Annotated in this window: 24 protein-coding genes, 3 tRNA genes and 1 other RNA gene; 16 read left to right on the top strand and 12 right to left on the bottom strand. The window is 55.5% G+C overall.

The genetic code is table 11. The features are described 5' to 3' along the window. The first annotated feature begins 80 nt into the window (after nt 1–80). On the top strand, nt 81–824 hold the full coding sequence (locus ABHF33_RS04675; RefSeq protein ID WP_348945856.1) for an LOG family protein: 744 nt from the start codon (nt 81–83) through the stop codon (nt 822–824). A 277-nt stretch (nt 825–1,101) separates the two neighbouring features. Here the strand turns inward: ABHF33_RS04675 and ABHF33_RS04670 are convergent, their stop codons facing one another. The 3 genes from ABHF33_RS04670 to gloB form a co-directional block, all read right to left on the bottom strand. Beyond that, nucleotides 1,102–3,921 carry a DUF2339 domain-containing protein gene (locus tag ABHF33_RS04670; protein WP_348945855.1) on the bottom strand — a complete coding sequence of 940 codons (2,820 nt, stop codon included), beginning with the start codon at nt 3,919–3,921 and terminating at the stop codon, nt 1,102–1,104. A 154-nt stretch (nt 3,922–4,075) separates the two neighbouring features. Continuing rightward, nucleotides 4,076–5,692 (bottom strand): lytic transglycosylase, encoded by a 1,617-nt coding sequence (locus tag ABHF33_RS04665; protein WP_348945854.1) that lies wholly within the window; start codon nt 5,690–5,692, stop codon nt 4,076–4,078. 185 nt (nt 5,693–5,877) lie between these two features. After that, nucleotides 5,878–6,636, bottom strand: a complete 759-nt coding sequence (gene gloB, locus ABHF33_RS04660; RefSeq protein ID WP_348945853.1) for a hydroxyacylglutathione hydrolase — start codon at nt 6,634–6,636, stop codon at nt 5,878–5,880. Between the two features lie 108 nt (nt 6,637–6,744). Between gloB and ABHF33_RS04655 the strand changes: the two genes are divergently transcribed. From ABHF33_RS04655 to ABHF33_RS04640, 4 genes are all read left to right on the top strand, one after another. Beyond that, nucleotides 6,745–7,479 (top strand): class I SAM-dependent methyltransferase, encoded by a 735-nt coding sequence (locus ABHF33_RS04655; RefSeq protein WP_348945852.1) that lies wholly within the window; start codon nt 6,745–6,747, stop codon nt 7,477–7,479. Further along, nucleotides 7,476–7,910: a hypothetical protein gene (locus tag ABHF33_RS04650; protein WP_348945851.1), complete on the top strand. Its 435-nt coding sequence runs from the start codon at nt 7,476–7,478 to the stop codon at nt 7,908–7,910. Before ABHF33_RS04655 ends, ABHF33_RS04650 begins: the two co-directional genes overlap by 4 nt. Nucleotides 7,911–8,101: 191 nt before the next feature. Next, a complete protein-coding gene (gene rnhA / locus ABHF33_RS04645; protein WP_348945850.1) occupies nt 8,102–8,536 on the top strand; it encodes a ribonuclease HI in 435 nt (144 codons plus the stop codon). A 186-nt stretch (nt 8,537–8,722) separates the two neighbouring features. Next, on the top strand, nt 8,723–8,935 hold the full coding sequence (locus ABHF33_RS04640) for a hypothetical protein (RefSeq protein WP_157670330.1): 213 nt from the start codon (nt 8,723–8,725) through the stop codon (nt 8,933–8,935). A gap of 95 nt (nt 8,936–9,030) precedes the next feature. On the opposite strand, the gene ABHF33_RS04635 is transcribed toward ABHF33_RS04640, so the two are convergent. The 3 genes from ABHF33_RS04635 to ABHF33_RS04625 form a co-directional block, all read right to left on the bottom strand. Beyond that, nucleotides 9,031–9,106, bottom strand: a tRNA-His gene (locus ABHF33_RS04635). Nucleotides 9,107–9,143: 37 nt separating this feature from the next. Further along, nucleotides 9,144–9,220, bottom strand: a tRNA-Arg gene (locus ABHF33_RS04630). 34 nt (nt 9,221–9,254) lie between these two features. Further along, nucleotides 9,255–9,331 (bottom strand) — tRNA-Pro (locus ABHF33_RS04625). A gap of 143 nt (nt 9,332–9,474) precedes the next feature. On the opposite strand from ABHF33_RS04625, the gene folD reads away from it, so the two are divergent. The 10 genes from folD (at nt 9,475) to ABHF33_RS04575 (ending at nt 20,370) form a co-directional block, all read left to right on the top strand. Next, entirely contained in the window at nt 9,475–10,329 is an 855-nt protein-coding gene (gene folD, locus ABHF33_RS04620; protein WP_348945849.1) for a bifunctional methylenetetrahydrofolate dehydrogenase/methenyltetrahydrofolate cyclohydrolase FolD, read from the top strand. A 97-nt stretch (nt 10,330–10,426) separates the two neighbouring features. Beyond that, nucleotides 10,427–11,458, top strand: coding sequence for a quinone-dependent dihydroorotate dehydrogenase (locus ABHF33_RS04615; RefSeq protein ID WP_348945848.1), 1,032 nt, complete (start codon nt 10,427–10,429; stop codon nt 11,456–11,458). Nucleotides 11,459–11,679: 221 nt separating this feature from the next. Then, nucleotides 11,680–12,261: an electron transport complex subunit RsxA gene (gene rsxA, locus ABHF33_RS04610; RefSeq protein ID WP_157670323.1), complete on the top strand. Its 582-nt coding sequence runs from the start codon at nt 11,680–11,682 to the stop codon at nt 12,259–12,261. Beyond that, nucleotides 12,258–12,827 (top strand): electron transport complex subunit RsxB, encoded by a 570-nt coding sequence (rsxB, locus tag ABHF33_RS04605; RefSeq protein ID WP_348945847.1) that lies wholly within the window; start codon nt 12,258–12,260, stop codon nt 12,825–12,827. Before rsxA ends, rsxB begins: the two co-directional genes overlap by 4 nt. Before the next feature lie 3 nt (nt 12,828–12,830). After that, nucleotides 12,831–15,266, top strand: a complete 2,436-nt coding sequence (gene rsxC, locus ABHF33_RS04600) for an electron transport complex subunit RsxC (RefSeq protein ID WP_348945846.1) — start codon at nt 12,831–12,833, stop codon at nt 15,264–15,266. Beyond that, nucleotides 15,263–16,312 carry an RnfABCDGE type electron transport complex subunit D gene (locus ABHF33_RS04595; RefSeq protein ID WP_348945845.1) on the top strand — a complete coding sequence of 350 codons (1,050 nt, stop codon included), beginning with the start codon at nt 15,263–15,265 and terminating at the stop codon, nt 16,310–16,312. The genes rsxC and ABHF33_RS04595 overlap by 4 nt, the downstream gene beginning before the upstream one ends. A gap of 3 nt (nt 16,313–16,315) precedes the next feature. Further along, nucleotides 16,316–16,942, top strand: a complete 627-nt coding sequence (gene rsxG / locus ABHF33_RS04590) for an electron transport complex subunit RsxG (RefSeq protein ID WP_348945844.1) — start codon at nt 16,316–16,318, stop codon at nt 16,940–16,942. Between the two features lies 1 nt (nt 16,943). Then, nucleotides 16,944–17,654: an electron transport complex subunit E gene (locus ABHF33_RS04585; protein WP_348945843.1), complete on the top strand. Its 711-nt coding sequence runs from the start codon at nt 16,944–16,946 to the stop codon at nt 17,652–17,654. Between the two features lie 87 nt (nt 17,655–17,741). After that, nucleotides 17,742–18,623 carry a transporter substrate-binding domain-containing protein gene (locus ABHF33_RS04580; protein ID WP_348945842.1) on the top strand — a complete coding sequence of 294 codons (882 nt, stop codon included), beginning with the start codon at nt 17,742–17,744 and terminating at the stop codon, nt 18,621–18,623. Next, a complete protein-coding gene (locus tag ABHF33_RS04575) occupies nt 18,610–20,370 on the top strand; it encodes a diguanylate cyclase domain-containing protein (RefSeq protein WP_348945841.1) in 1,761 nt (586 codons plus the stop codon). Before ABHF33_RS04580 ends, ABHF33_RS04575 begins: the two co-directional genes overlap by 14 nt. 68 nt (nt 20,371–20,438) lie before the next feature. Here the strand turns inward: ABHF33_RS04575 and ABHF33_RS04570 are convergent, their stop codons facing one another. The 6 genes from ABHF33_RS04570 to ABHF33_RS04545 all read right to left on the bottom strand — a co-directional run bounded on the left by ABHF33_RS04570 (nt 20,439) and on the right by ABHF33_RS04545 (nt 23,911). Next, entirely contained in the window at nt 20,439–21,227 is a 789-nt protein-coding gene (locus ABHF33_RS04570; protein WP_348945840.1) for a peptidylprolyl isomerase, read from the bottom strand. A gap of 29 nt (nt 21,228–21,256) precedes the next feature. After that, the gene (locus ABHF33_RS04565) at nt 21,257–21,523 is read right to left on the bottom strand and encodes a BolA family protein (protein WP_348945839.1); all 267 of its coding nucleotides are present in this window, start codon (nt 21,521–21,523) and stop codon (nt 21,257–21,259) included. Nucleotides 21,524–21,532: 9 nt separating this feature from the next. Further along, entirely contained in the window at nt 21,533–21,835 is a 303-nt protein-coding gene (locus tag ABHF33_RS04560) for a YciI family protein (protein ID WP_157670303.1), read from the bottom strand. A 17-nt stretch (nt 21,836–21,852) separates the two neighbouring features. Then, nucleotides 21,853–22,410, bottom strand: coding sequence for a septation protein A (locus ABHF33_RS04555; protein WP_348945838.1), 558 nt, complete (start codon nt 22,408–22,410; stop codon nt 21,853–21,855). 323 nt (nt 22,411–22,733) lie between these two features. Continuing rightward, an RNA gene (ffs, locus tag ABHF33_RS04550) (signal recognition particle sRNA small type) lies at nt 22,734–22,831 on the bottom strand. Nucleotides 22,832–22,921: 90 nt separating this feature from the next. Further along, a complete protein-coding gene (locus tag ABHF33_RS04545) occupies nt 22,922–23,911 on the bottom strand; it encodes an asparaginase (protein ID WP_348945837.1) in 990 nt (329 codons plus the stop codon). A 60-nt stretch (nt 23,912–23,971) separates the two neighbouring features. Here ABHF33_RS04545 and smpB point away from each other — a divergent pair, with 60 nt between their 5' ends. Next, on the top strand, nt 23,972–24,430 hold the full coding sequence (gene smpB / locus ABHF33_RS04540; protein WP_157670298.1) for an SsrA-binding protein SmpB: 459 nt from the start codon (nt 23,972–23,974) through the stop codon (nt 24,428–24,430). Nucleotides 24,431–24,436 lie beyond the last annotated feature (6 nt).

Below are 24,436 nucleotides of genomic sequence, written 5' to 3'. Positions count from 1 at the left end.
GCTACAGAGACTTACAAGTAGGCGCATTTGCGCCTAAGCTGATAGTGTCGTAGTTCGACAATACAAGAACAGGGGCTTATATGATCAACGCTTATAACAAACCAATCGGTGTGATTGACGACGAAGAGGCGCTCGATATTGTTGGCGAGGCGGTCCTCAAATTGTGGGATGCCGTTGACGATCTTTCCCGCCTGCGCCCGGCGCATACGCCGGATTATCATGTCACCATTTTCGGCTCGGCCCGGATTGAGGAAAACACCCCGCGCTATGAAGCGGTCAAGCAACTGGCTGCGCAGCTGGCTGCCATGGGTTGCCATATTGTCACTGGCGGCGGCCCCGGTCTGATGCAGGCCGCTAACGAAGGCGCGAGCCAAGGCGCACCCAATAAACCCGAAGCGTCGGTCGGGATCAGGATTGATCTGGATTTCGAGCAGAATGTGAATGATTTTGTTGGCCGCGTGTTCGAGCACAAGACCTTTTTCTCGCGTCTGCACCATTTTATCCTGCGCTCGAACGCGTTTATTGTGACTTCGGGCGGGATTGGTACGCTGCTCGAGTTATCAATGGTCTGGCAGCTCTTGCAAGTACGCAAGCTATACGACACGCCGCTAATTCTGGTTGGCGAAATGTGGCACGAGCTGGTGGATTGGGCGCAGCACTATATGGTGAGTAACGAGGCGGGGCTGGCCAGCCCGGTGGATATGCAGATTCCGATTGTCGTCGATACGATTGAAGACGCCATCCACCTGATCCGCGAGCATCATGCGCGCTGGAAAGAAGTCGATCGTCAGCTCAACCCGAAACGTACCTCGCCACCGCGCTGATTTTTCCCACGTCAATCAATGCTGTTGGTAATGACAAACCCCGCTCGCGAAGCGAGGCTCCCCTCAAGGAGGGGACGGGAGGGGTGGGAATAAAACATCAAGGCTGCAGATTTACGGCCTTATTTTTAGGCTCGGCTTTGCCGAGACTTAAAAAATGGTGACTTTCCACTTTGTCAGCAGCCTGACAAAGCCACCGCAAGGTGGCTTTGTTGCTTGTATCAATGGGCTTTTATCCTGACATGGCCCGCGAGTGAATTTGTCTGCATTCTGGCCGGATTTAATCCCCTGCCGCTTCAGCGTCGTCATTGGGTGGTAGCGGGGCAAAGTAGCCGATCAGTAGCAGCAGAACGCCTACGCCCATAAACGAGCCGATGCGCTCGATGCCGCTGATATTCGACAAATCCAGCAAAAACAGTTTGCCGATCACAATCCCCAGCAAGCCCGCACCAATCAGCCAGAGCACCCGCAAGCGTGATCGCGTTGCCGCCAGCATCAGCGCCAGCGCGATAATCGTCCAGAAGATCGACAAGCTCATTTGCACCAGCGTTGAATGGCGTAATGCGTCCAGCGTATAGGCCACCTCGGCCTGGTGGTGCAGCGTGCGCAGCAGCATGGCGTTGAGCCAGACAAACACGGCCAGCCCCAGGACGGCATAGATCACGCGCGGCGTACTGCGGATATCCAGCTCGGCCAGCGCAGGTTTAAGCCAGTACACCAGCGCGGCCAAAGCGGCCAGTTGCGCCAGATCGAGTGCATTGAGCAAGGGCAGGCCGGATGCGCCGCCCGACAGCGCGCTATAAAATCCCCATAGCAGCAAGACCAGCGCCATCGGTGCCGTACCGTACACCCAGTAAGCGCGCCAGTGCGCCTTGATCGGCCACGGCAGATATTTCACTGCGATTACCGCTGCGCTCAGCAGCAGCGCGAACGCCGCCAGCTCGAATACCTCGCTATGTATATGCTGCTGAGCCAGGTAGATAATCTCTTTGCTGAATATACCCCAGGTTAACCAGGCCGCTATGGTGTGCTGCCAGCTTTCGCTGCCGCTTGGGGCATCGTCTTGCTGGTACAGCAGCGCAAACAGTGCCGCTAGCGCAATCAGCCAGGCCCACAGGGCAAAGTAGTGCGTCAGCTGGCCAAACTGTTCCAGCGCAATCAGCAGCAGTACCGGCCCGAGCGCAATTGCCACCACTTTGGCATTGCGCCACCAGCCTTGCAGGAAGAATTGCTGGAATACTGCCGATGTGAATACCAGCAGCAATAAATGTGCATTCGGAATGGCGTCACCGTTTAGAAAGCGTGCGATTTCATCCAGATTGGCCTTGCCCCACCACAGCAGCCCCCAGCCACCCAGCAACCAGCCCGCTGTCTGCAGAATGGGTTTGCTGGCCCAGTCGGGCTGCTTTTCGTGCAATTGCCAGGCGCAGAACAGCCCCGACAGCGCCAGCAACAGATCGGCCAGATACACGCCATTGAGGAAAGCCAGCGGCGTGTAATACGGGCTGGACATGACGACGGCCAGACCCGCGCCAAATTGCAGCAGCAGGCCAAATACCAGCGCCAGTTTGCGCTGTTGTGACGATTGACGAAGGCTGACCCAGACCACGCAAGCGCCTTCCAGTGCCCACATCGCAGCGGTAACATTGCCATCAAAAGCCAGCGGAATCGCCAGCGTGGCCAGCAGTACGCCGATGGCCAGCTGGGCTTCGGTGAACAAACGCAGGCTCTCATCGCGCCGGGCGTGCAGCCACGCCGCCAGCCCCAGATAAAAAGCCGCGCCGACCAGCGCGCTGTAACACATGCCGTACTCAACACCATCCAGAATTTGCGCTTGCAGCGCCAGCGTGGCGATGGGCGTGCCAAAGACCAGCGTGCCATCGACGACGCTAGCCAGAGCATGGCTGCGCCGGATCGCGTACAGCGTGCTGATTCCGGCAAAAAACAGCCAGAAAATTACCACAAAAGGCTGTGTGCTGGCGTAGTGCTCGCTGCGATAGTCGAATACGCCCCACAGCAGCGCAATCACGTAGGTGAAAACAAAGCCCAGTAGATTGAGCGAGCGCCAAGCCTTGAACCAGGCAATCGCAAAAATCCCAGCATTTAGCAGCGCAAAATAGGCAAACAGCAGCACATGATTGCCGCTGCCGTCGCTGGTCAGTATCGGCGCCAGAAAGCCGCCGCTAATTCCCATCAACGCCAGCGCGCTGGCATCCTGCCGGATCGCCAGGATGGCCGAGGCCAGCCCCAGCAAGGCCAGCAGCACAAAAGCTGGCGTGGTCGGCAGCAACTGGTAGAGTTTCATCGCGCCGTAAACGGTGAAATACAGCAGGCCGAGCGCACCGCCTTGCATAATCAGCGCATAGCTGCGGCGCGATTCGCGCAAGCGCCAGCCGATGGTAAATATCAGCGCAGCGCCCAGCGACAAACCAGCCAGCCGCACTTCAATCGGCAGCATCTGGTTATCGGCGGCAAATTTAAGCAGAAAGCTCACGCCAAAAAACAGAATCAGCATCCCCAGCCTGACGACGGTATTGCCGCCCAGAAACCAATTTTTCAGCGCTGCTAGCCCTTGCTCCAGCGCGCCCGGCCCGGAGATGGGATTGGATATTGGATTGATGAGGGGCGGGCGCGGGTGAGCTGGCCTTGCTTGAGCAGCTGCAGGCAGCGGTGTACTGATTGCAGGATCGGCATCGGGATAGAGAGCAGCCGCCGCAGCCGCAGGTGCAGGTGCACTTGTCGCGATAATATCCGCACCGTGCGGTAGAGGTGGTGGGGCGGTCTCTGCTGCGGCGACGATCGGGGTTGAGATCGGTGCGGGTTCGCTAGCGGTGGCGCTCGTTGTGTGCTCCGCCGGGCTGGGCATGCCTTTGAGCTGCGCCATTTCGGCTTCCAGCTGCGAGACCCGGCGCTTGAGTTGTTGCAACTCGCTGGCAATGCTATTGACCGGCCTGTGGTTTGCGGTGTTTGTGCTGACATTGCGTTTGTCCAGCCATTGGCCAAAGACAAAGCCGAGCACAGCCAGGATGAGCCCGCCGACCAAATCCCATTCATCCCAGCCAAATGCCAGACCCACCAGCATGAATATCCAGCGAAACATAGCTTTGCCTCCCGCGCCGACGTGTTGTTTAGTTTTGAATAACTTGGGGTATTGCTTTGAACGTATTGCCCTATATGGGCTGCATGGCAATACCCTGACAAATAAAAACGCCGCTAATATTGGCTATTAGCGGCGCTGTTGAGCTTTTGCCGGTTTAATTCATCACCAGCGTCATGCCCGGGGTAATGGGCTTGCGGTTCATTTTTTTCAAATCCATCAGATCCACATTGAGCTTTCTGGCAATCGAGGCGAGGGTGTCACCGCGTTTGACCACGTAGGACCGCGGCGTTGCGCTGGCGTTGCCAACGCGCAGGCTATCGCCCAGCGCCACTTGTGTGCCTTTCAGGCCATTCATTGCTTTGAGCTCGGCTACGCTCAGGTTGTAGCGTTTGGCGATATTAAATAGCGTGTCGCCTCTGGCCACTTTATGCTCGCGACCGGCGAGCTTCTCGCCTGATCGGGCTGCGGCCAGTACCGGTTTGGGAGTATCTTTTTCCCCGGTATCAATGGCTTCGGCTTCGCGGTTTTTATGCAGTGCTGCTAAGGTCTGACGCTCGGAAATATCCAGCCCGGCCACTTTCGGCACCAAGATCGTTTGACCGCGCGCGCTGCGATCATTGGCGGCAATATCATTAATGTCACGCAGCTCGGCCGAGTCGATGCCAAACGTGCTGGCAAGCTGCTCAAAGCTTTCACCCTGCTTGGTGACGTAAGGCTGCCAGTTCAGCAATGGCTGCTGGTAGCTGGCCAGATTGCGCTCGAATATTTCTTTTTTCTCGATCGGTAGCACCAGCTTGCGATCTTCCTTATGGGCAATCACCGGGCGGATAAAGCCGGGGTTCAGGCGCAGCAGCTCTTCGACGCTAATCCCGGCCAGCTTGGCCGCTACGCTCACGTCCATATGCTTGCCCGGTTGCAAGGTGGCAAAGTAGGGCTGATTGGGGATGTCGCGCAGTTTGACGCCATAGGCCGCCGGATCGGCGATGATATTGCGGATGGCGAGTAATTTCGGTACGTAATTGCGTGTTTCATCGGGCATGCGCAAATCGATATAACTCGCAGGCAGGCCGGCAGCCAGATTGCGGTCACGCGCGCGTTTAACCGCATTTTCGCCCCAGTTGTACGAGGCCAGCGCCAGCTGCCAGTCGTCAAACATGCCGTGAATATCCTGCAGATAGCTCAGTGCGGCATCGGTGGCGGCGACCACATCGCGGCGGCCGTCATACCACCAGGTGCGCTCCAGCCCGTAGCGTTTGCCGGTGTCTGGAATAAATTGCCACATCCCGGCGGCTTTGGCGTGCGATTCGGCTTTGGGGTTGTAGGCCGATTCAATCATCGGCAGCAACGCAAACTCCATTGGCATGCCGCGTTTTTCAACTTCGCCCACCACATGATATAGATAGCGATTGCTGCGCTCGATAATCCGGTTCAGGTAATCGGGGCGGCTGGCGTAGTAGTTTTCCCATTTGGTGACCAGCGGGCTTTCGATATCAGGGATCGCAAAGCCATTGCGCACCCGCTCCCACAAATTTTGCTGTGACGCCAATGGCTGCGGTGTGTGTTTTTGCCATTGCGGCAGCGAGTCGGCGAGCGCTTGCGGGGCTGGATCGGTAAATAACTGATCAATGGCCAGCTGGGTATTGGCTGTAATGGCAGGTGCAGGTGCGGGGGTGAGACTGCGAAGCTGGTAATCGAGTTTGCCTGACTCCAGAGCGAAAGCGGGCAGGGCAAAACCAAGGGAAAGAAGTGCGGCGCACAGGCGAAGTTTCATTGGCCCGTTTCCTGATCAATTGCTGAATTGGACGATAGTAATGGCGGCTTTCCGGCGCTGTCAATCAGCGTTGCAACATAATTGCAGGATTAAATGGATGGCTGACGCAGTGCTTTGATTTTTAAATTGTTTCTGCTCGGTTGCTGCAGCGCCAGGGGCTGCTGGCATGCCTTGAAAAAAGGGCTTCAACCGCGAAAATGATCTTTCCACTGGCGCAGTGCAGCAAAAACCTCGGCTGGCTGCTGTGCTTGCGGTGCATGCCTTTGTGCGCTGGCGATCACAGCGGGCTGATCGCAACGCAAATAGGGGTTGCTGGCTAGCTCGATGTCTAGCCGCGACGGCAGGCTCATCCGGCCTGCGGCGCGCAGGGCGGCGACTTCGGCGGCTCGCTGTTGTAGTTGTGGATTATCCGGCTCGACTGCCAGCGCAAAGCGCAAATTGCTTTGGGTGTATTCATGCGTGCAGCACAGCAGGGTCTCGGGCGGCAGAGCGGCCAGGGTTTGCAGGCTGGCGTACATTTGCGCCGGGCTGCCCTCGAATAATCGTCCGCAACCACCGGAAAACAGCGTGTCGCCCGCAAACAGCGCACCATTGCCGTAGTAGCACAAATGGTTCAGCGTGTGCCCCGGGGTGGCGATCACTGCGAAAGGGGTATCCAGTACATTAATCTGCTCGCCGCCCGCCAGTGGCTGCGTGACCGCCTGCACATCGACAGGCCCGTAAATGGGGAGCTGCGGATAAGCCTGCACCAGTGCAGCTAAACCCGTAATATGATCCCAGTGATGATGGGTAATCAGCACGCCAGCCAGCTCGCACGATTGAGCCGCCAGCCAGGCTTGTAGCGGCGCTGCATCACCCGGATCGACCGCAATGGCCTTGCGGTTTTGCGCCAGCACCCAAATATAATTATCTTCGTAAATCGGTATGGCGCTGATAGTGAGCATGGTGTGAATATCCCGGTCATTGAATGAAGCAGTGGTCTTGCCATCGGCGGTTTCCGGCGGTGCCGAGCATCAACAGACCCAAGCGTAAAAATTTTTGCAGGATGCTTTATGACAACTGCAGTTGAACATTTTGCCGCGTGGCTGAACACGCCGCTAGGGCAATATCTGCGTGATAACGAAGCTGGCTGGTTTGATCGTACCACGGTGGATATTTTTGGCTACAAAGCCGTGCAGCTCGAGCTGCCGCAGCTCGATTGCCTGCGCGCCAACCGCATGCCGTGGCGTTGTATCGCCGGGCAATCGGGCGGAGTACAGCTCAAGTGCATGGCCGAGGCCTTGCCATTTGCCGAGCAAAGCCTGGATTTGCTGGTGTTGCCGCATACGCTGGATTTTGCCCGCGACCCGCACGCCGTGCTGCGCGAAGCCGAGCGCGTGATGATGCCCGAAGGCCGGGTGCTGATTAGCGGCTTTAATCCGTGGAGCCTGTGGGGCTTGCGCCGCCTCAAGGCTAATGATGTGCCTTGGCAGGGGCACTTTCTGGCTCTGCACCGCCTGAAGGACTGGCTGGCCTTGCTTGATCTGCAACTGGTGCGCGGCGAGTTTCTTTGCTATCGCCCGCCGCTGCAGCGCAAAGGCTGGCTGGATAAAAGCCGCTTTCTGGATTCGGCGGGAGACAAATTCTGGCCCGCAGGTGGCGGAATTTACTGTCTGGATGTGGTCAAACGGGTGCACGGCATGAATGTCATCGAACCGGACTGGAGTATGGTGATTTTGCCCAACCGCAGCACCGCCGCCGTGGTGGAAAAAATGCGCCTGCAAGCCAAAAAAGATCGCTGTAAATGAATCGAATCTCCTTATCTGTCGGCCGTTTGGCCAGCCTGATGGGGCTGATGCTGTGCTTTGTTCTGGCTGCATTGCTGCCTTTTTTGCAAATGCGTGTATTCGAGCAAGCCGCTGATTTTGCTGGCTGGCAAGTCTGGCTGGCGACGTTTGTTATCGTGCAGGAAAACGGCTTGCCCGGCTTTATTGTATTTCCGCTGCTATCGCTGGCGAGCCTGGTGTCTCTGGCGCTGGTGATTGGCTTGCTGGTGCAAAAAGTCAAATCGCCGCAGCGCTGGCGGATGTTTGCCGCCTGCATGCTGCTGGCCTATCTGGCTGCGCCGTTCTTGCTGCAACGACTGATGAGCGACCCGGTGGTATTTCTGGCCGGGTATTATTGCGGTGCGCTCTTTCACGCTGGCCTGCTGTGGCAGCTTTGGCGGCATTCAGCTTGAATAGAATGCTGATCCTGTGATTGGTGATGATGGGTATATGTCTGCAGATCAATCTGCATAATACCTGCATGAATATACCCGTGAGTTGTGGGGCGTATGGTCTGGATGCTGTATGATGCGCGCTCCATGTGTGCGCAGCCTGCTGGCGCAGCAATACTGCAATTTTCCATATTAAAGAGTGAACCCCGATCATGGTAGAAATCTACACCGATGGCGCCTGCAAAGGTAATCCTGGCCCCGGCGGCTGGGGCGCTTTTATGCGCTATGGCGCGCATGAAAAAGACCTGTTCGGCGGCGAAGCCCACACCACCAACAACCGCATGGAATTGCTCGCCGTGATTTCGGCGCTCAAAGCGCTAACCCGCGCCTGCGAAGTCACCATCCATACCGATTCGCAATACGTCAAAAACGGCATCGAAACCTGGATTCATGGCTGGAAAAAAAATGGCTGGAAAACCGCCGCCAAGCAGCCTGTGAAAAACGAAGACCTCTGGCGCGCGCTTGATGAGCAGGTAGCACGCCACACTGTGCAATGGCGCTGGGTAAAAGGCCACGCGGGCAATCCGGGCAATGAGCGCGCCGACCAGCTGGCCAATCGTGGCGTTGAATCGGTACAAAATCAGTAATCCGGCGTCATCAATTCTTCATTTTGTGCCACATCCGGCTCGATATACTGCATTTGCAGCGCGGCCAGCGCCGCGCTCAACTAAGCTGCAATTGTCCGCATTCAGACCGATATAAGTTGTAAACATCAGCACCTCGAATCAATCCAAGTCGCCGTCCGTGTACTTTACTGAAGGGGAGATGCTCAAATGATGACCTATACCAACTCACTGGAAGACTGGCTGGAGCTCACCGCACTGGCCGGACAAATGCCCGAAGGCGCCGACTGGGTGCTGGCCATTGGCGAGCAAGACCGCCGCGCCGGTCTCGAGCTAGGCTACGGCCGCCGCCTGCTCGAAGCCACCATCCGCAATGGGCAGTTTTATTTTGCCGGGCAAAAAACCAATTCGGGAGAAATCTAGGCCGCGAGACGAGCGGCAAGCGTATTGATTAAGCAGTAGAGGATTGGAAGCGAAAATGAAAAAGGCCTCAGCGTGTGCTGAGGCCTTTACTTTTGTGGGGTGGCTGATGGGGCTCGAACCCACGACAACAGGAATCACAATCCTGGACTCTACCAACTGAGCTACAGCCACCACAAAACTTTAAATTCTTTGATTTTTACGAGTTGCTTGGCGCACCCGACAGGAATCGAACCTGTAACCTACGACTTAGAAGGTCGTTGCTCTATCCGGTTGAGCTACGGGAGCTCTGCAAACACTTCAAGTTTACTGCGTTTAATTCTGGTCGGGGCGGTGGGATTCGAACTCACGACCACCTGGTCCCAAACCAGGTGCGCTACCGGGCTGCGCTACGCCCCGACTAGAGAGGCCGAACTATACGGATGGCCGCGCAGGTCGTCAAGCCCATTTTGAAAAAATAAGGTAAAAATTTAAAAAACGTCCAAAAAAACGTCGATCAATGCGAAAATCACGTTTTTGCCAATATTGCCGGAGTATCCCCGATGACAGCCCAGATTCTTGATGGTAAAGCCATTTCCCAGGAAATTGTTCGTGAAGTGCGTACCAAAGTTGATGCACGGGTTGCTTCCGGCAAGCGTGCGCCCGCGCTGGCGGTGATTCTGGTTGGCTCTGATCCGGCCTCGCAGGTGTATGTGGGTAATAAAAAACGCCAGTGCGAAAACGCCGGCATTACTTCACTGGCTTACGATCTGCCTGCTGAAACCAGCGAAGAAGAAGTATTGAAACTGGTGGCCGAGCTCAATCAGAATGATGATATAGACGGCATTCTGGTGCAGCTGCCGCTGCCAAAACATATCGATGCCGACAAAGTGATCGAACTGATCGACCCGATCAAGGACGTTGACGGTTTTCATCCCTACAATATCGGCCGCCTTACATTGAAGATGCCTTTGCTGCGTCCATGTACGCCACGCGGTGTAATGACTTTGCTGGAAAAAACTGGTATTGATCTGGTGGGCAAAGATGCAGTGGTGATTGGTGCCAGCAATATCGTGGGCCGCCCACAAGCGCTCGAATTGCTGCTTGCCCGTGCGACGGTGACGGTTTGCCACAGCAAAACCAAAGATCTGGCGGCCAAAGTGGCTGGCGCGGATGTGGTGGTGGCCGGTGTGGGTATCCCGAATTTTGTGAAGGGCGAATGGATCAAGCCGGGCGCGGTGGTGATCGACGTGGGTATCAATCGTCTGGACAGCGGCAAGCTGTGTGGCGACGTTGAATTTGATACCGCCAAAGAGCGTGCCAGCTGGATTACGCCGGTGCCGGGCGGTGTGGGTCTGATGACGGTGGCGACGCTGATGCAGAATACCTATGACGCTTGTGTGAATCGCTGCAAGTAAGGTGTGAGGAGTAAGGGGTGAGGTGTGCCCCTTGCTTCAGAGCGATTGAAATCTCACACCTGACCCCTTACCCCTCACTCCTCACAAGGTTTTAGTAATGGCATATCAACTCGCAAAACCCCTGTTATTCATGATGGAAGCCGAGCGCGCGCACCATGCGGCGTTTAAAGGGCTGGGCTTGCTCAATAGCATGGGCTTTTTGCGCTCATTGACGCCCACCGTGCCGAATAATCCGGTGACCGTGATGGGCATCGAGTTTGCCAACCCGGTGGGGCTGGCGGCGGGGCTGGATAAAAACGGTGATTACATTGATGTGCTGGCCGAGCTGGGTTTTGGTTTTCTCGAAATCGGTACGGTGACACCGCGCCCTCAGCCGGGCAACCCAAAACCGCGCCTGTTCCGCCTGCCTGAAGCGCGCGGCATTATCAACCGCATGGGGTTTAATAATGGCGGGGTGGATAATCTGCTGGAAAATGTTACCCAGGCCCAGTATCGCGGTGTACTCGGTATCAACATTGGCAAGAACGCAGATACCCCTATTGAAAAGGCTGCGGATGATTATCTGATTGGCCTGCGCAAAGTGTACTCGGCGGCCAGCTATGTGACGGTAAATATCTCCAGCCCGAACACCAAAAATCTGCGCCAGCTGCAGCAAGGTGACGAGCTGGGCGATTTGTTGTCCCAGTTAAAAGCCGAGCAGGAAAAGCTGGCCGATCAGCATGGGCGCTATGTACCAGTGGCGGTGAAAATTGCGCCTGATCTGGATAGTCATCAAATCGAAGAGATTGGCCGTTTGCTGATTGAAAACCGTATCGACGGCGTGATCGCCACCAACACCACCTTGTCGCGTACCGGCGTGGAAAATCTGCGCCACGGCCAGGAAGCTGGCGGTTTGTCGGGCGAGCCGGTGCGCGCCAAATCAACGACGGTCATTCGCGAGCTGGCGCAAGTGCTCGATGGCGCGCTGCCGATTATTGGCGTGGGCGGCATTATGTGTGGCGACGATGCGGTGGAAAAAATCCGCGCCGGTGCCGATCTGGTACAGGTGTATAGCGGGCTGATTTATGAAGGCCCGCATCTGGTCGGCGATTGCGCCGATGCGATTGCCAGCCTGCAAGCCAGCCGCTAGTACCGCGCTGATCAAGGCGCAAACGGATAACAATTTATACCTTTTGCGTCTTTCTAAATAAGCTTTATTCATTTATTGGATAGAAGCTTGAATGTTATATTGTTTTTTTGATTAAGCTCGGGTGCAATTGCCCCGGCTCTTGGTACAATGCCAAGCCATTACGTGCGCGGTAGTAGGGTGCTTGCCCGGCGCATGCAATCAATCTCCTTGGTGAGTAAAGTATGGATTTCAGTCATTACCTGCTGCTGCTTGTTGGGGCGGTATTGGTCAATAACGTCGTGCTGGTGCGGATTCTGGGGCTATGCCCCTTTATGGGCGTGTCCAAAAAGCTGGAGGCTTCCATCGGCATGGGGCTGGCCACCGCTTTTGTGCTGACGCTGGCTTCGGGCACCTCATGGATGATCGACCAGCTGCTGCTGGCCTGGCATCTGGAATACCTACGCACGCTGGCTTTTATTGTGGTGATTGCGGCGATTGTGCAATTTACCGAGATGTTTATTCATAAATCCAGCCCGGTGCTGTATCAGGCCTTGGGGATTTATCTGCCGCTGATTACGACCAATTGCGCGGTGCTGGGTGTGCCGCTGATTAATTCCACCGCACGGCACAATCTGCTTGAATCGCTGGTGTTCGGTTTTGGCTCGGCGGTGGGTTTCTCGCTGATTCTGATCCTGTTTGCCGCGATGCGCGAAAGGATGGAAGGCGCCGATATTCCGCAGGCGTTTAAAGGCACGCCCGCTGCATTTATTACTGCTGGCCTGATGAGTCTGGCGTTTATGGGTTTTGCAGGGTTGGTGAAATGAGTTTCTTGCTTGCACTGGCCGTGATGGCTGGTTTGGCGCTGCTACTGGGCGCAATTCTGGGCTTTGCCGCGATCAAATACAAAGTGGACGAAGACCCGCTGGTCGACAAAATCGACGCGATTCTGCCGCAAACCCAATGCGGCCAGTGTGGTTTTCCGGGCTGTAAACCGTATGCCACGGCCATTGCCAACGACGAAGCCGAAATTAATCAGTGCCCACCCGGCGGCGAGGATGGTATCCGCAAGCTGGCTGATCTGCTGGGTAAAGATTTTGTGCCGTTTGACGATGGCGGAGGCGCGGCCGAAAAACCGCGCGCCGTGGCCGTGATCCGGGAAGACATCTGCATTGGCTGTACCTTGTGCATTCAGGCTTGCCCGGTTGATGCCATTGTGGGTGCAGCCAAGCATCTGCATACCGTGATCGAATCCGAATGCACCGGCTGCGAGCTGTGCTTGGCGCCTTGCCCGGTCGATTGTATTGATCTGGTCACCATTGGCGAGAACGTTAATACCTGGAAGTGGCGTTACCCCGTAATCCAGCTCAAACAAGTGAAGGCGGGGGCATAAGCTATGGAAACCATTCGCGAAATTTTCCCTTTCCACGGCGGCGTACATCCGCCGGAAATGAAAGATTTATCCAACCACACGCCGATTGCGCGCGGCCCCTTGCCGCAACGGCTGGTGATTCCGCTGCAGCAAAGCATCGGTAATCCGGCCAAAGCAGTCGTTAGCGTCGGTGATCTGGTGCTCAAAGGGCAGACGATTGCCGTTGATGATGGCAATGTGTCCGTTGCCGTCCATGCGTCGACCTCAGGTAAAGTGGTGGCGATTGACGCGCAGCAGGTGGCGCATCCTTCAGGTTTGGCCGAATGGTGCATCACCATTGAAAGCGATGGCCGCGACGAATGGATTGCACGCGAGCGTTTTGATTGGAAAGCGGCTTTAGAGCGCGGCGATAGCAAAGCCATCCGGGATTACTTGCAGGATATGGGCGTGGTTGGTCTGGGTGGCGCGGTGTTTCCATCGCACCTGAAGCTAGCAGGCCGCGACGCACTCGATACGCTGATTATCAATGGCGCCGAGTGCGAGCCCTATATCACCTGTGACGACAGGCTGATGCGCGAGCGCGCGATTGAAATCGTTGCCGGCATTTCGATTGTGCGCAAATTGCTCAATGCCAAAGAAGTCCTCATCGGTGTTGAAGACAATAAACCAGAAGCCGTTGCCGCGCTGAACGACGCGCTGAGCAATTGCGGGTTTGCCGCCGAAGTGGTCGTGGTACCCACGCTGTACCCATCAGGCGGCGCCAAGCAGTTGATCAAACTGCTGACCAATAAGGAAGTCCCCAGCGGCGTGCGCTCCACCGATATGGGTGTGCAGTGTTTTAATATCGCCACCGTTTACACCATTTACGCTGCACTCGAATTGGCCGAGCCCGTGATTTCGCGCGTGGTCACGCTCACTGGCGCGGTGCCCAAACCGGGCAATGTGGAAGCGCTCATCGGCACGCCGATCAATGATCTGCTCGCTTTTGCCGGTGTAGGACTGGATTCAAACGCTGGCGCAGGCCTCCCCGATTGCATTTATGGCGGCCCGATGATGGGCTTTACGCTGCCATCGACCCAGGTCGGGCTGACCAAGGCGGGTAACTGCATTATCGCCATGGACGAGCAGCAGTTCCCTGAAAAACCGCGTGAAATGCCGTGTATTCGCTGTGGCGAATGCGCCGTAGCCTGCCCGCAGGAATTGCAACCGATGGATTTGTACTGGTTTGCCCGCGCCAAGAATTTTGGTAAGGCGCAGGAGTGGAATCTGTTTGATTGCATCGAATGCGGCGCGTGTGCGTATGTCTGCCCGTCGAGCATTCAGCTGGTTGATTACTATCGCTTTGCCAAGTCTGAGATTTGGGATGCCGAACGCGCCAAAAAATCGGCCGATCTGGCGCGCGAACGCCACGAATTCAAGCAATTCCGTGAAGAGCGCGAAAAAGAAGAAAAAGCCGCCAGACTAGCCGCAAAAGCGGCCCCCAAACCTGCCGCTGCAGCAACGACCGCTAACCCGGCCGATCAGGCCGCAGCAGACGACAAAGCCGCCAAAATCAAAGCGGCCATGGCGCGTGCTGCCGCGAAAAAAGCCGAAGAGGGTGCGGCCGCAGCACCACCAGCGTCACCAAATTCGGACTCGAAAATCCCCAATTTTGTTAGCCCGGAAAAGGCCGCCAAAATCAAAGAGAGCATGGAAAAACGCGCCGCTGAAAAAGCCGAGCTTGAAGCACTAAGCCCCGAGCAACGCGCTGCGCGTGATGCCGAGCGCGCAGCCAAAATCGAAGCGGCCAAAAAAGCTGCGGCCGCCAAAAAAGCCGCTGCTGCAAATACCGAGGGGGGGGGTGCGGCTGAAGGCGATTCTGCACCTGATTTAGCAGGCAATACCCCTGTAGCTGAAAAGCCGGCGATTGATCCGGACAAAACAGCGAAAATTCGTGCCGCAATGGCAGCGGCTGCAGCTAAAAAGGCGGCCAAAGAAGGCGGAGCACCAGCGCCTACAGAGGCCGCTGTAGAGGCTCCGGCAGTAGAGCCTGCTGCTGAAGTAGAAAAACCAGCCATTGATCCGGAAAAAGCGGCGAAAATTCGCGCTGCAATGGCAGCGGCTGCGGCTAAAAAAGCAGCTAAAGAAGGTGGCGCACCAGCGCCTACACCCGAGCCCGCTATAGAGGTTCCGGCGGTAGAGTCTGCTGCTGAAGCAGAAAAACCTGCAATTGATCCGGAAAAAGCGGCGAAAATTCGTGCGGCAATGGCGGCGGCTGCAGCCAAAAAGGCAGCCAAAGAAGCTGGCTTACCAGCTACAGCACCTGAGCCTGCTGCTGAGACTGCGGCGGCTGAATCAGGCGCAGCGCCTGAAAAACCAGCGATTGATCCAGAAAAAGCTGCAAAAATTCGAGAAGCGATGGCCGCAGCCGCCGCTAAAAAGGCGGCGAAGAAAGCAGCCGAAGACGAGGGTAAGGCATGATTCGTACATCGCCGCATTTTATAAAACCAACGCCACTGCAAGTGGTGATGTTGAAAGTCGCCGGCGCCTTGCTGCCCGGCATTGCCGTGTATTGCTATGTCTTTGGTGCGGGCATTTTGCTGCAGCTTTTGCTGGCGACTGTCACCGCGATTGCCACCGAAGCGGCTTGCCTGAAATTGCGCAATTATCCGATCAAACCGTTTATCACCGATGGCTCGGCGATTGTGACTGCCTGGCTGCTGGCCTTGTCGCTGCCGCCGTTATCGGCGTGGTGGATGATTGTGCTGGCCACTGTGATTGCGATTGGCTTGGCCAAGCATTTATATGGCGGGTTGGGGCAAAATCCGTTTAATCCGGCGATGATCGGTTTTGCCGTGATGATTGTGTCGTTCCCGGCACAAATGGGGCGCTGGAATGCACCGCTGTCATTGCCGAATGTTGATTTGAATACCTGGCAGCAGTTTGGGTATATCCTCACAGGTCAACTGCCACAAGGGTTGGCGTTCGATACCCTAGCCTCGGCCACGCCGTTGGATGCAGTAAAAACCGCACTGATGCAATCGCATGCGATGAGCGATATTTTGGGTGGTGCGATTTTCCAGGCTGGCGTTTTCCCCAGTGAAATGGGCTGGATTGCCGCCGCCTATTTGCTCGGCGGGCTATTTTTGCTGCAACAGCGGGTGATCCAGTGGCAGCTGCCAGTGGCTTTTCTGGCTGCATTGGCGGCGTTCTCAAGCGTGTTTTATTTGCTGGACCCGGCGCATTACATCAGCCCGGTTTTCCACCTGTTTAGTGGCGCGGCGATACTCGGGGCTTTTTTTATTGCGACCGACCCGGTGACTGCACCCACTACGCCACGCGGGCGTTTGATCTATGCGGCGCTGATCGGCTTGCTCACCTGGCTGATTAGGACTTATGGCGGCTACCCCGATGGCGTGGCCTTCGCCGTGATCATCATGAATATTGCCGCGCCGTTTATCGATCAGTACACGCAACCAGCGGTCTTTGGCCGTAAAACGGCTGCACCCGCCAAAAAAGGGACGTAAACCATGAAAACCATGATGCAGAATGGCGTTCGTGGCGCGCTGACTTTGCTGGTGTTTGCGGTGGTTTTCACCGCGCTGATGGCGGGCACGTATGCGCTGACCAAGGATATTGTTGCCAATAACGAAAAGGTCGCCAAAGTGGCGCTGATTGCGCAAGTGTTGCCCAAGGGCAGCTTTGACAATGACATCCTGGCCGATGCCATTGCGCAGGATGCGGCCACGAAGCAGCGGCTGAACGCCGAGCAGGGCGCGCAAATTTACCCGGCCAAAAAAGGCACCCAGACTGATGCTGTGGTTATCGAGACGATTGCCCCTGATGGCTACTCGGGCAAGATCAAGCTGCTGGTTGGCGTGGCCAAAGATGGCTCGCTGCTGGGTGTTCGCGTTGTGGCGCACAAGGAAACGCCGGGGCTGGGCGACTATATCGACGTGGCTAAATCGGCCTGGATTCTGGCTTTTGATGGCCAATCGCTCACACATCCCCAGCCAGAGCGCTGGGCAGTGAAAAAAGACGGCGGCGATTTTGATTCGATGGCAGGCGCAACCATTAGTGCGCGCGCCGTGGTCAAGGCAGTGAAAAATACGCTGCTCTATGTTGAAAGTCAGCATTCAGTGCTGTTTGGAGCCTAAGATGGCGATCATTAGCCAAGAAGAAACCCGCACGATTATTCACAACAGCATCTGGAAACAGAATGCCGGGCTGGTGCAGATACTGGGTTTGTGCCCGGTGCTGGTGATGTCGAACAATATTGTCAACGGCGTCTCGCTTGGACTGGCGACCAGTCTGGTGATGCTGATTTCTGGCGCTGCGGTAGCGGCGATTAGGGAATTCATTCCGAATGAGCTGCGTGCGCCAATTTTTATTCTGATCATTGCCGCGCTAGTGACGATGGTTGATTTGTTGTTCAATTCCTACGTGCACGATCTGTATATTGTGCTGGGTATTTTTATCCCGCTGATTACCACCAATTGTATTGTGCTCGCCCGCGCCGAGGCGTTTGCGTCCAAAAATGGCCCGCTGCAATCGGCGCTGGATGGTTTTTTCATGGGGCTGGGCCTGACCGGTGTGCTGCTGGTACTGGGCGCAATGCGCGAGCTGATTGGCAAAGGCACTTTACTCTCGGGCATTGATCTGGTTTTCGGCCCTGCCGCCAAGTCATGGATCATCCATGTCATTCCGGCTGAATACAATTACCAGTTTCTGCTCGCCATTTTGCCGCCCGGCGCATTTATCGGGCTGGGCTTTCTGATTGCCGGTAAGCTCGCGCTCGATCGGCGCGCTGAAGCCAAAGCAAAACAGCAGGCTTTACTGGCCGCAAAGCTGGCGCAGGCGAGTGAATAGTCCGGCTCCGCTGTAAGCTGTCTTTGTTTGTCAAAAATAGCTAAATAGCTGGTTTGAAAAGCAAAAACTGCTGCCTATAGTTGAGAAATGCCCGTTCCATTTCTCCGACTTTGGCAGTGGCTTGCGCATGGCGCACTAGCCTGCCTTTTTAGTATTTCCCAAGCCACAGCGGCCCAAGACACGCCGCTGCGCCTTCGTTTTGCTCCTGAAAAAGATTACGGCCCCTTTATTTTTCAAGACGAGCGCGGCCAGCTGCAGGGTTTATCGTACGATATGCTGCAAGCTTTGCGGCCGCTGGCCAATTTGGAACTCATCAACCTTCCGCCCCGGCCGCTGGCCGAGATTCTGGCGCAAGCCAAGTCGGGTGGGGTCGATCTGGTTTCATCACTGCGCGCCACGTCCGAACGCGCCCAATATCTGGGTTTTACCCGCCCTTATGTTGCTGTCCCTGCCGTACTGGTGCGCAGGCAGGATCGCCCCAGCCAGACCTTGGTGCAATTGAGCGGAGCCAGCATCGCCGTCGGGCGCGGCTATGCTGTTGAGGCCTTTGTACGCGAGCAATACCCCCGCATCAACTGGCTGGCGGTCAGTGATGATCCAACGGCGATGCAAATGCTGGCACGCGGCGAAATCGATGGTGTGGTGGCCGATATTGCCAGTGTGATTTTTATCGCGAAGCAGCGCCAACAACGCAATTGGCGAGTCGAGCAGCATATCGGTTTTGATTATCAGCTCAGTTTTGCTTTTCCACTAAGCCAGCCAGAGATCGGGCTGCGACTGAATCAGGCTTTGCAGCAACTGCCATTGGCGAAAAGGGAGGAGATACTGCAGCGCTGGCTCAGTGCGGACGAGATCGAGCAAGCCAGCCCGATATATCGCCAAGTGCAATGGTTTGCCTTGATTTTGCTCGGCGTCGGTGTGCTGATTGCCATGCGCTATTACTTCAGGAGCCGGCATGCTCGACGCTAAACGGGTGTCAAGCTTCCTGCATGCCGGACTGATTCTTGGTCTGGCTTATTTTGTGCTGGCCTACATGTCCATCAGGCTGTTTGGTCTGGGTGGAGGCATTGCCGTGATCTGGTTTGCCAACGCGGTGGGCACAGCTGGTTTGAGCCGCTATCCGCCCAAGCGCTGGCCGTTATTACTGGCAGCCTTGCTGATGGCGATTATGCTGGCTAACTGGGCTGGAGGTTCACCCTTGAGCAATACACTGCTGTATGCCCCGGGCAATATGGCCGAGATGCTACTGGGGGCGTATTTGTTGCGCATCCGCCAGCAAGAGGCGGGCTATTTTTACAATTTGCGAGGCATGTTCCTGCTGATCTGGCTGGGGGTGATGGTGCCGGTGGCATTTGGCACGCTGGTTTCGGCGACAGTATTTGGTTTGCAGGGAACATTGCCCTTAATCAGCGTGGCCATGCACTGGATTGAAGGGGGTATTATCGGTGGCACCAGCATGTTGCCAGCGGCCTACTGGCTCTATCTGCACGGCTGGCATGGATTGCGCTGGCAGCTAGCGAAAACCAATCTGCCCGCCTTGCTGCTCTTTGCTCTGGCAATTGCTAGTCTGGTGCCGCTGACGCTGCCATTTCCTTTTATTTATATGTCCTTGCCCCTGTTTTATATTGCCTATCGTTGTGGCGTGGCAGGGGTTGTGCTTGCCAACTTGCTGGTCTCGGTCAATATTTGCGTGCAAATCGGTTTGGGTTCTCTGGTTGCGCCACCCACAATCTACAACTGGGGCTATACCCTGTTTTATTTACCGATACTGGCCACGCTGATTCCGCCTTTAATGTTGGCGGTGCTGATGGATATGAACCGCTCTGCATCGGCGGCCTTGGTGCAAAGCGAACGGCGTTATCGTTCCCTCTACCAGCACACGCCAGCCATGCTGTATTCCTGCGATGCCAATGGTCATATCGTGACGGTCAATGAAGTCTGGCTGCGGACGATGGGTTATGAATATGAAGAAGTCATCGGGCAGTTGGCCAGCTCGTTTCTCAGCACCGAACGCGACAGGCTGATCCAGCAGGAGATGCTGCCAAAACTGATGCTCGACGGTGAGTGCCGCAATATCCGCCAGCAATTGCAGAGCAAGCAGGGGCGCAAAATTGATGTCATGATGACCGCTGCGCTGGAAAAAGATGGCGACGATACACCGATCCGCCTGCTGTTTGTGCAGCTGGATATTAGCGATCAGGTTCGCGCCGAGCATTTGGCGTATCACGATACATTAACCCAGTTGCCCAATCGTCTGTTGCTGAGCGACCGGATCGAGCATGCCTGCCAGCAAGGCGGGCGCAACGATCATCCGTTTGCCGTCGTTTTTCTTGATCTGGATTATTTCAAAGAAGTGAACGACGAGCTGGGGCATGAGGTGGGTGATTTATTGCTGATCGAGGTGGCACGCCGCCTAGAGCGGGCTGTGCGTAGCAGCGATACCATCAGCCGCTTGGGCGGCGACGAATTTGTCATGCTACTCAATGGCCTAGGGCCGGGGCAGGAGGCAGAGCAAACGGCCGAGAAAATTCTGCAGGCAATTGCCCAACCGTATTTTCTGGCTGGCCATCAGGTCAGAATCTCGGTCAGCATCGGGCTGGCTTATTTTCCGCAGGATGGCCGTGATGGCGCAACGCTGATGCGGCGAGCCGATGAGGCGATGTATAGGGCGAAGCGGGCGGGTAAAAATTGCTTTGCCAATAGCGATGTAGAATAAAAAAAACCGCAACCTGATTCAGATTGCGGTTTGATGTTTGATCCGAATAAGTACCCAGATCGGCCTTATTACTGAACGATTTGCGCCTTGGCTACCAGTTCTTCAACCATCTTCTGGATGCGCTGGCCTTGCAACTGCTGTTCCAGTTGTGGTTTTACTTCTTCAAAAGACGGGCCTTTGGCTTCGCGTACGTCGTCCAGCTTGATAATGTGGAAGCCAAACTGTGATTTCACTGGGTCTGAAATCTTGCCTTTAGGCAGTTTTTCCAGCGCACCGCCAAACTCTGGTACGAAGTTTTTCGGATCAGCCCAGCCCAGATCGCCACCGTTGGCTCCAGAGCCTTTGTCCATTGATTTGGCTTTGGCCAGCTCGTCAAATTTCTTGCCTTTTTTCAGGTCGGCCAGAATGGCTTTGGCTTCCGCTTCGGTCGCTACCAAGATATGGCGTGCTTTGAATTCCTTGCCGCCAAAAGTGACTTTGATTTTGTCATATTCTTTGCGCAGATCCGAATCGGTCAGCGGGTTGGCTTTGACGTATTGATTCACGAAAGCGCCAATGATGATGCGCTGTTTGAGCATTTCCAGTTGCGCCAGCGCTTCCGGATTTTTATCCATGCCTTTTTTCAGTGCTTCTTGATAAACCACTTCGTTCTTGATCAATTCGTCTTTGATTTTTGCGCGCAGCTCGGGTGAATCTTTTTGGCCGCGTTGTGCCAGCTCGCTGGCAAAAGCATCTGATTTTGCTTGTGGAATGGCAACGCCATTGACGGTGGCCACAGTACCTGCCGGAGCAGCAAAAACACTAGCTGACAAGCTAGCAGCAGCAATGGCCAGAGCCAGACGGTTTGCTTTAAACATGCGATTTCCTTCGTTCAAAATAGCCAACATCAAAATTCATCCGGCGTTAAAGCACGGATACTCAGTGCATGTATACGATGCGGAATCAGATCAGATAAGGGCTGGTAGACCATACGGTGCCGCTCCAGCGTCTTTTTGCCAATAAACGCGTTCGATACAATCGTTAATTCAAAATGCCCACCGCCACTGGCTGCGCCAGCATGCCCCGCGTGGGTGGCGCTATCGTCGAAAAGCTCAATGTTTTCAGGCGCTAGGGCGGCCAAACGGGTGCGGATTTCGTCGGCGATGCTCATCATACCAGACTCTTAGGGCAAAACATGACGGAAAGGTTTTACCATGACTTGGGTAAAAATGCCATGTGTGGTGTAAGGATCTTCACTCGCCCAGTGCTCGGCGGCAGCCAGATCATCAAATTCGGCCACAATCAGGCTGCCGGTAAAACCTGCCGGGCCCGGATCGACATTGTCGATGGCCGGAAATGGGCCGGCCAGAATCAGACGGCCTTCGTTTTTCAGAATTTCCATTCGCGCCAGATGTGCTGGGCGCACAGCCAGACGGTCAGTCAGTGAGTCGGCTTTATCGGTGCCGATGATGGCGTATAAAGGCATGGTATTTCCTTGCGCTGTTATTTGGGGTCGGTCGGGGTGTCGGCTTCAGGCTGGATATGGCGGGACAGATACAGACTTTGCACAACCACAAAAACCAGCATGAGTGCAGTAAAACCGAATAATTTGAATTTGACCCAGATCGCTTCGTCAAACTGGTAGGCGACAAACAGATTCACAAAGCCCATCGCGGCAAAAAACACGCTCCAGGCCAGCAATAGCTTGGTCCAGATTGGCCGCTCCAGCGCAATCTGGCCATTCATCAGTTTTTCGATCAGATTTATTTGTTTGAACTGCCACGTGCCCAGCAGGGCCAGTGCAAAAAACCAGTACAAGACTGTGGGCTTCCACAGGATGAAGGTTTTATTGTGGAAAATCAGCGTTGCGCCACCCAGGACGGTAATCAGCGCCAGACTGATCCACAGCATGGTGTCAATTTTGCGATGGCGTACCCAGCTGTAAATGACTTGGCCGAAGGTCGCCACAATCGCGGTGGCGGTGGCAATAAAAATATCCTGGGTATAACTGTAGGCGCCAAAAAACAGCAGGATGGGAAAGAGGTCAAACAGAAATTTCATGCCAATCTACGCCTGATGGAAAGTCTGGCGATTATGCAGTGCAGGGCGTGGGCTTTCAAGGCGAAAAAAAACGCCGATCAAAAGATCGGCGCTCAATGACCACTGGAGATACACGAAGCATCAGCTTGCGAAACGTATAGTGCGCTTTTGCGCGCAGGCGTGTTTTGATATGGCGCAATAATTGTGTGAGGTGTGAGGTGTGAGGTGTGAGGTGTGAGGGTAGGGGTATTGCTTTGTGGACTAGATGACTTCTGGCGTGCAGAGATATACGTAGCAATGTATTGCAGAGCAATAACAGAGCTGAATCACTAAAAAGGGGAGGAGGTGGCGAGCCCGACCCCCGGCACTAGCATCAAAAGCTGTGGCTGCTTCCTTCCGGACCTGACCAGGTTGACCTTCTAGCTATGCGGGGAGACCCGCCGTCGAAGCCTTTACGGTGACCATCCACCGCAAAGAATCGTAGGCGTTGTGAGCTTGGCAGAGCGCCAAATCACAACAGGGCGCGACTATATCACAGACTGGCGACTGATTGCCACTGCTGGCGCAAAACATCGCTCGTGGCACGGCCCAAATGCGTGTAAAGCCAGGTGGTCGCCGCTTCCACCGTGCGTCGGCCCGCTGGCCATGCCCCCATCTGATTCAAAATATCGCCCGCCGCATAGAGCCCCTGTCGCACTTCGCCCGCGATGCACTGTGTACAATTGATAATCACACAACCGTGGCTAGCCTGCTGGCTCAAGGCGGTAATCAGCGCCGCGTGGTTGGGTAGATTGCCGCTACCATAGCTTTCGAGCATGATGCCATCCCAGCGCTGACTGCCCAGCATGGCGCAGATTGCCGCTTCACAGCCGGGGTAGAGTTTGAGTGCCAGCACTTTGCGGCTGGCGTCGAGCGGCAGAAAAGCAAATTCGGCCTGCTCTGCAGACTTTTCACTAGATGCTTCTCCAGACGGTGTTATCACTGGGGAACTCACTTGAATGGGCTGATTGGGCGCGCCATACGCCGTGTCGGCGTCGGCATCCAGTTTCTTGATGCAATAGGCTGGCAGTACCAGCCCACCAAATGCCAGATAAACGCCCGCCCGCGTGCTGCAGGCGGCGTCAAGCGCCAACCGCATATTAGCCGGTGCATCGCTACCCGCGTGGATCCACGGTCTTTGCGCGCCGGTTAAAATGACTGGTTTGGGTAGATTGGCCAGCTGCCAGTGCAGTGCGGCACCCGTCCAGGCCATGGTATCGGTGCCGTGCAAAATAATAAACGCATCGTACTGTGTCAGGCGGCTGGCGATCTGCTCGGCGATGGTGTGCCATTCCTGCGGGCCGATGGATGACGAGTCCAGCGCCTGGCTATACTCGTGCAATGTGATTTCTGCGCTGGGTATATGCTGCTGATTAAGGTCAGATATAAGTTTTGGTAGTATACCACGCATGGGTATCAGTCCATTTGGGCTGTCGGCACAGCCTATGGTGCCGCCGGTGTACAGGCAAAAAATACGTTTCATGGTCAGTGAGCCCCTCGGGGTGCTAGAATTCTTTCTTTTTGCAGTGCAGGATGATACGGCATGGTTATCGCCGACAACCGTAAGGCGTTTCACGAATATTTTATTGAAGAACGCCTTGAAGCGGGGATAGTGCTGGAAGGTTGGGAGGTGAAGTCGATTCGCGCCGGCCGTGTTCAGCTCAAAGAATCCTACGTCATTTATAAAAACGGCGACTTCTGGCTGTTTGGCTGCCATATCTCGCCGCTGATCAATGCCTCATCGCACGTGCTGCCCGATGTCGTTCGCACTCGCAAATTATTGCTCAAGCAGCGCGAAATCGAAAAGTTGGCGATGAAGGTTGATCGCGCCGGTTACACCATTGTGCCGGTGAATATGCATTTCACCCGTGGCTACATCAAGCTGGAAATCGGCGTGGCCAAGGGTAAAAAGCAGCACGATAAACGCCAGACCGAGAAAGAGCGCGAATGGCAGCGCGAAAAAGCGCGCATTGTGCGTGATCACACTAAGCAGGCAAGCTAAGCGGCT

Origin of the sequence: Chitinibacter sp. FCG-7 (assembly GCF_040047665.1) — a bacterium.
In the GTDB taxonomy this organism is placed as follows: domain Bacteria; phylum Pseudomonadota; class Gammaproteobacteria; order Burkholderiales; family Chitinibacteraceae; genus Chitinibacter; species Chitinibacter mangrovi.
The sequence above is the reverse complement of the archived record's forward strand: the minus strand, read 5'-3'. Positions and strand labels throughout refer to the sequence as shown.

Bases quoted from the DNA above. Each gene is read 5' to 3' on its own strand.
- ABHF33_RS04675 (WP_348945856.1), top strand. From the start codon at position 81: ATGATCAACGCTTATAACAAACCAATCGGTGTGATTGACGACGAAGAG.
- ABHF33_RS04670 (WP_348945855.1), bottom strand. From the start codon at position 3,921: ATGTTTCGCTGGATATTCATGCTGGTGGGTCTGGCATTTGGCTGGGAT.
- ABHF33_RS04665 (WP_348945854.1), bottom strand. From the start codon at position 5,692: ATGAAACTTCGCCTGTGCGCCGCACTTCTTTCCCTTGGTTTTGCCCTG.
- gloB (WP_348945853.1), bottom strand. From the start codon at position 6,636: ATGCTCACTATCAGCGCCATACCGATTTACGAAGATAATTATATTTGG.
- ABHF33_RS04655 (WP_348945852.1), top strand. From the start codon at position 6,745: ATGACAACTGCAGTTGAACATTTTGCCGCGTGGCTGAACACGCCGCTA.
- ABHF33_RS04650 (WP_348945851.1), top strand. From the start codon at position 7,476: ATGAATCGAATCTCCTTATCTGTCGGCCGTTTGGCCAGCCTGATGGGG.
- rnhA (WP_348945850.1), top strand. From the start codon at position 8,102: ATGGTAGAAATCTACACCGATGGCGCCTGCAAAGGTAATCCTGGCCCC.
- ABHF33_RS04640 (WP_157670330.1), top strand. From the start codon at position 8,723: ATGATGACCTATACCAACTCACTGGAAGACTGGCTGGAGCTCACCGCA.
- folD (WP_348945849.1), top strand. From the start codon at position 9,475: ATGACAGCCCAGATTCTTGATGGTAAAGCCATTTCCCAGGAAATTGTT.
- ABHF33_RS04615 (WP_348945848.1), top strand. From the start codon at position 10,427: ATGGCATATCAACTCGCAAAACCCCTGTTATTCATGATGGAAGCCGAG.
- rsxA (WP_157670323.1), top strand. From the start codon at position 11,680: ATGGATTTCAGTCATTACCTGCTGCTGCTTGTTGGGGCGGTATTGGTC.
- rsxB (WP_348945847.1), top strand. From the start codon at position 12,258: ATGAGTTTCTTGCTTGCACTGGCCGTGATGGCTGGTTTGGCGCTGCTA.
- rsxC (WP_348945846.1), top strand. From the start codon at position 12,831: ATGGAAACCATTCGCGAAATTTTCCCTTTCCACGGCGGCGTACATCCG.
- ABHF33_RS04595 (WP_348945845.1), top strand. From the start codon at position 15,263: ATGATTCGTACATCGCCGCATTTTATAAAACCAACGCCACTGCAAGTG.
- rsxG (WP_348945844.1), top strand. From the start codon at position 16,316: ATGAAAACCATGATGCAGAATGGCGTTCGTGGCGCGCTGACTTTGCTG.
- ABHF33_RS04585 (WP_348945843.1), top strand. From the start codon at position 16,944: ATGGCGATCATTAGCCAAGAAGAAACCCGCACGATTATTCACAACAGC.
- ABHF33_RS04580 (WP_348945842.1), top strand. From the start codon at position 17,742: ATGCCCGTTCCATTTCTCCGACTTTGGCAGTGGCTTGCGCATGGCGCA.
- ABHF33_RS04575 (WP_348945841.1), top strand. From the start codon at position 18,610: ATGCTCGACGCTAAACGGGTGTCAAGCTTCCTGCATGCCGGACTGATT.
- ABHF33_RS04570 (WP_348945840.1), bottom strand. From the start codon at position 21,227: ATGTTTAAAGCAAACCGTCTGGCTCTGGCCATTGCTGCTGCTAGCTTG.
- ABHF33_RS04565 (WP_348945839.1), bottom strand. From the start codon at position 21,523: ATGATGAGCATCGCCGACGAAATCCGCACCCGTTTGGCCGCCCTAGCG.
- ABHF33_RS04560 (WP_157670303.1), bottom strand. From the start codon at position 21,835: ATGCCTTTATACGCCATCATCGGCACCGATAAAGCCGACTCACTGACT.
- ABHF33_RS04555 (WP_348945838.1), bottom strand. From the start codon at position 22,410: ATGAAATTTCTGTTTGACCTCTTTCCCATCCTGCTGTTTTTTGGCGCC.
- ABHF33_RS04545 (WP_348945837.1), bottom strand. From the start codon at position 23,911: ATGAAACGTATTTTTTGCCTGTACACCGGCGGCACCATAGGCTGTGCC.
- smpB (WP_157670298.1), top strand. From the start codon at position 23,972: ATGGTTATCGCCGACAACCGTAAGGCGTTTCACGAATATTTTATTGAA.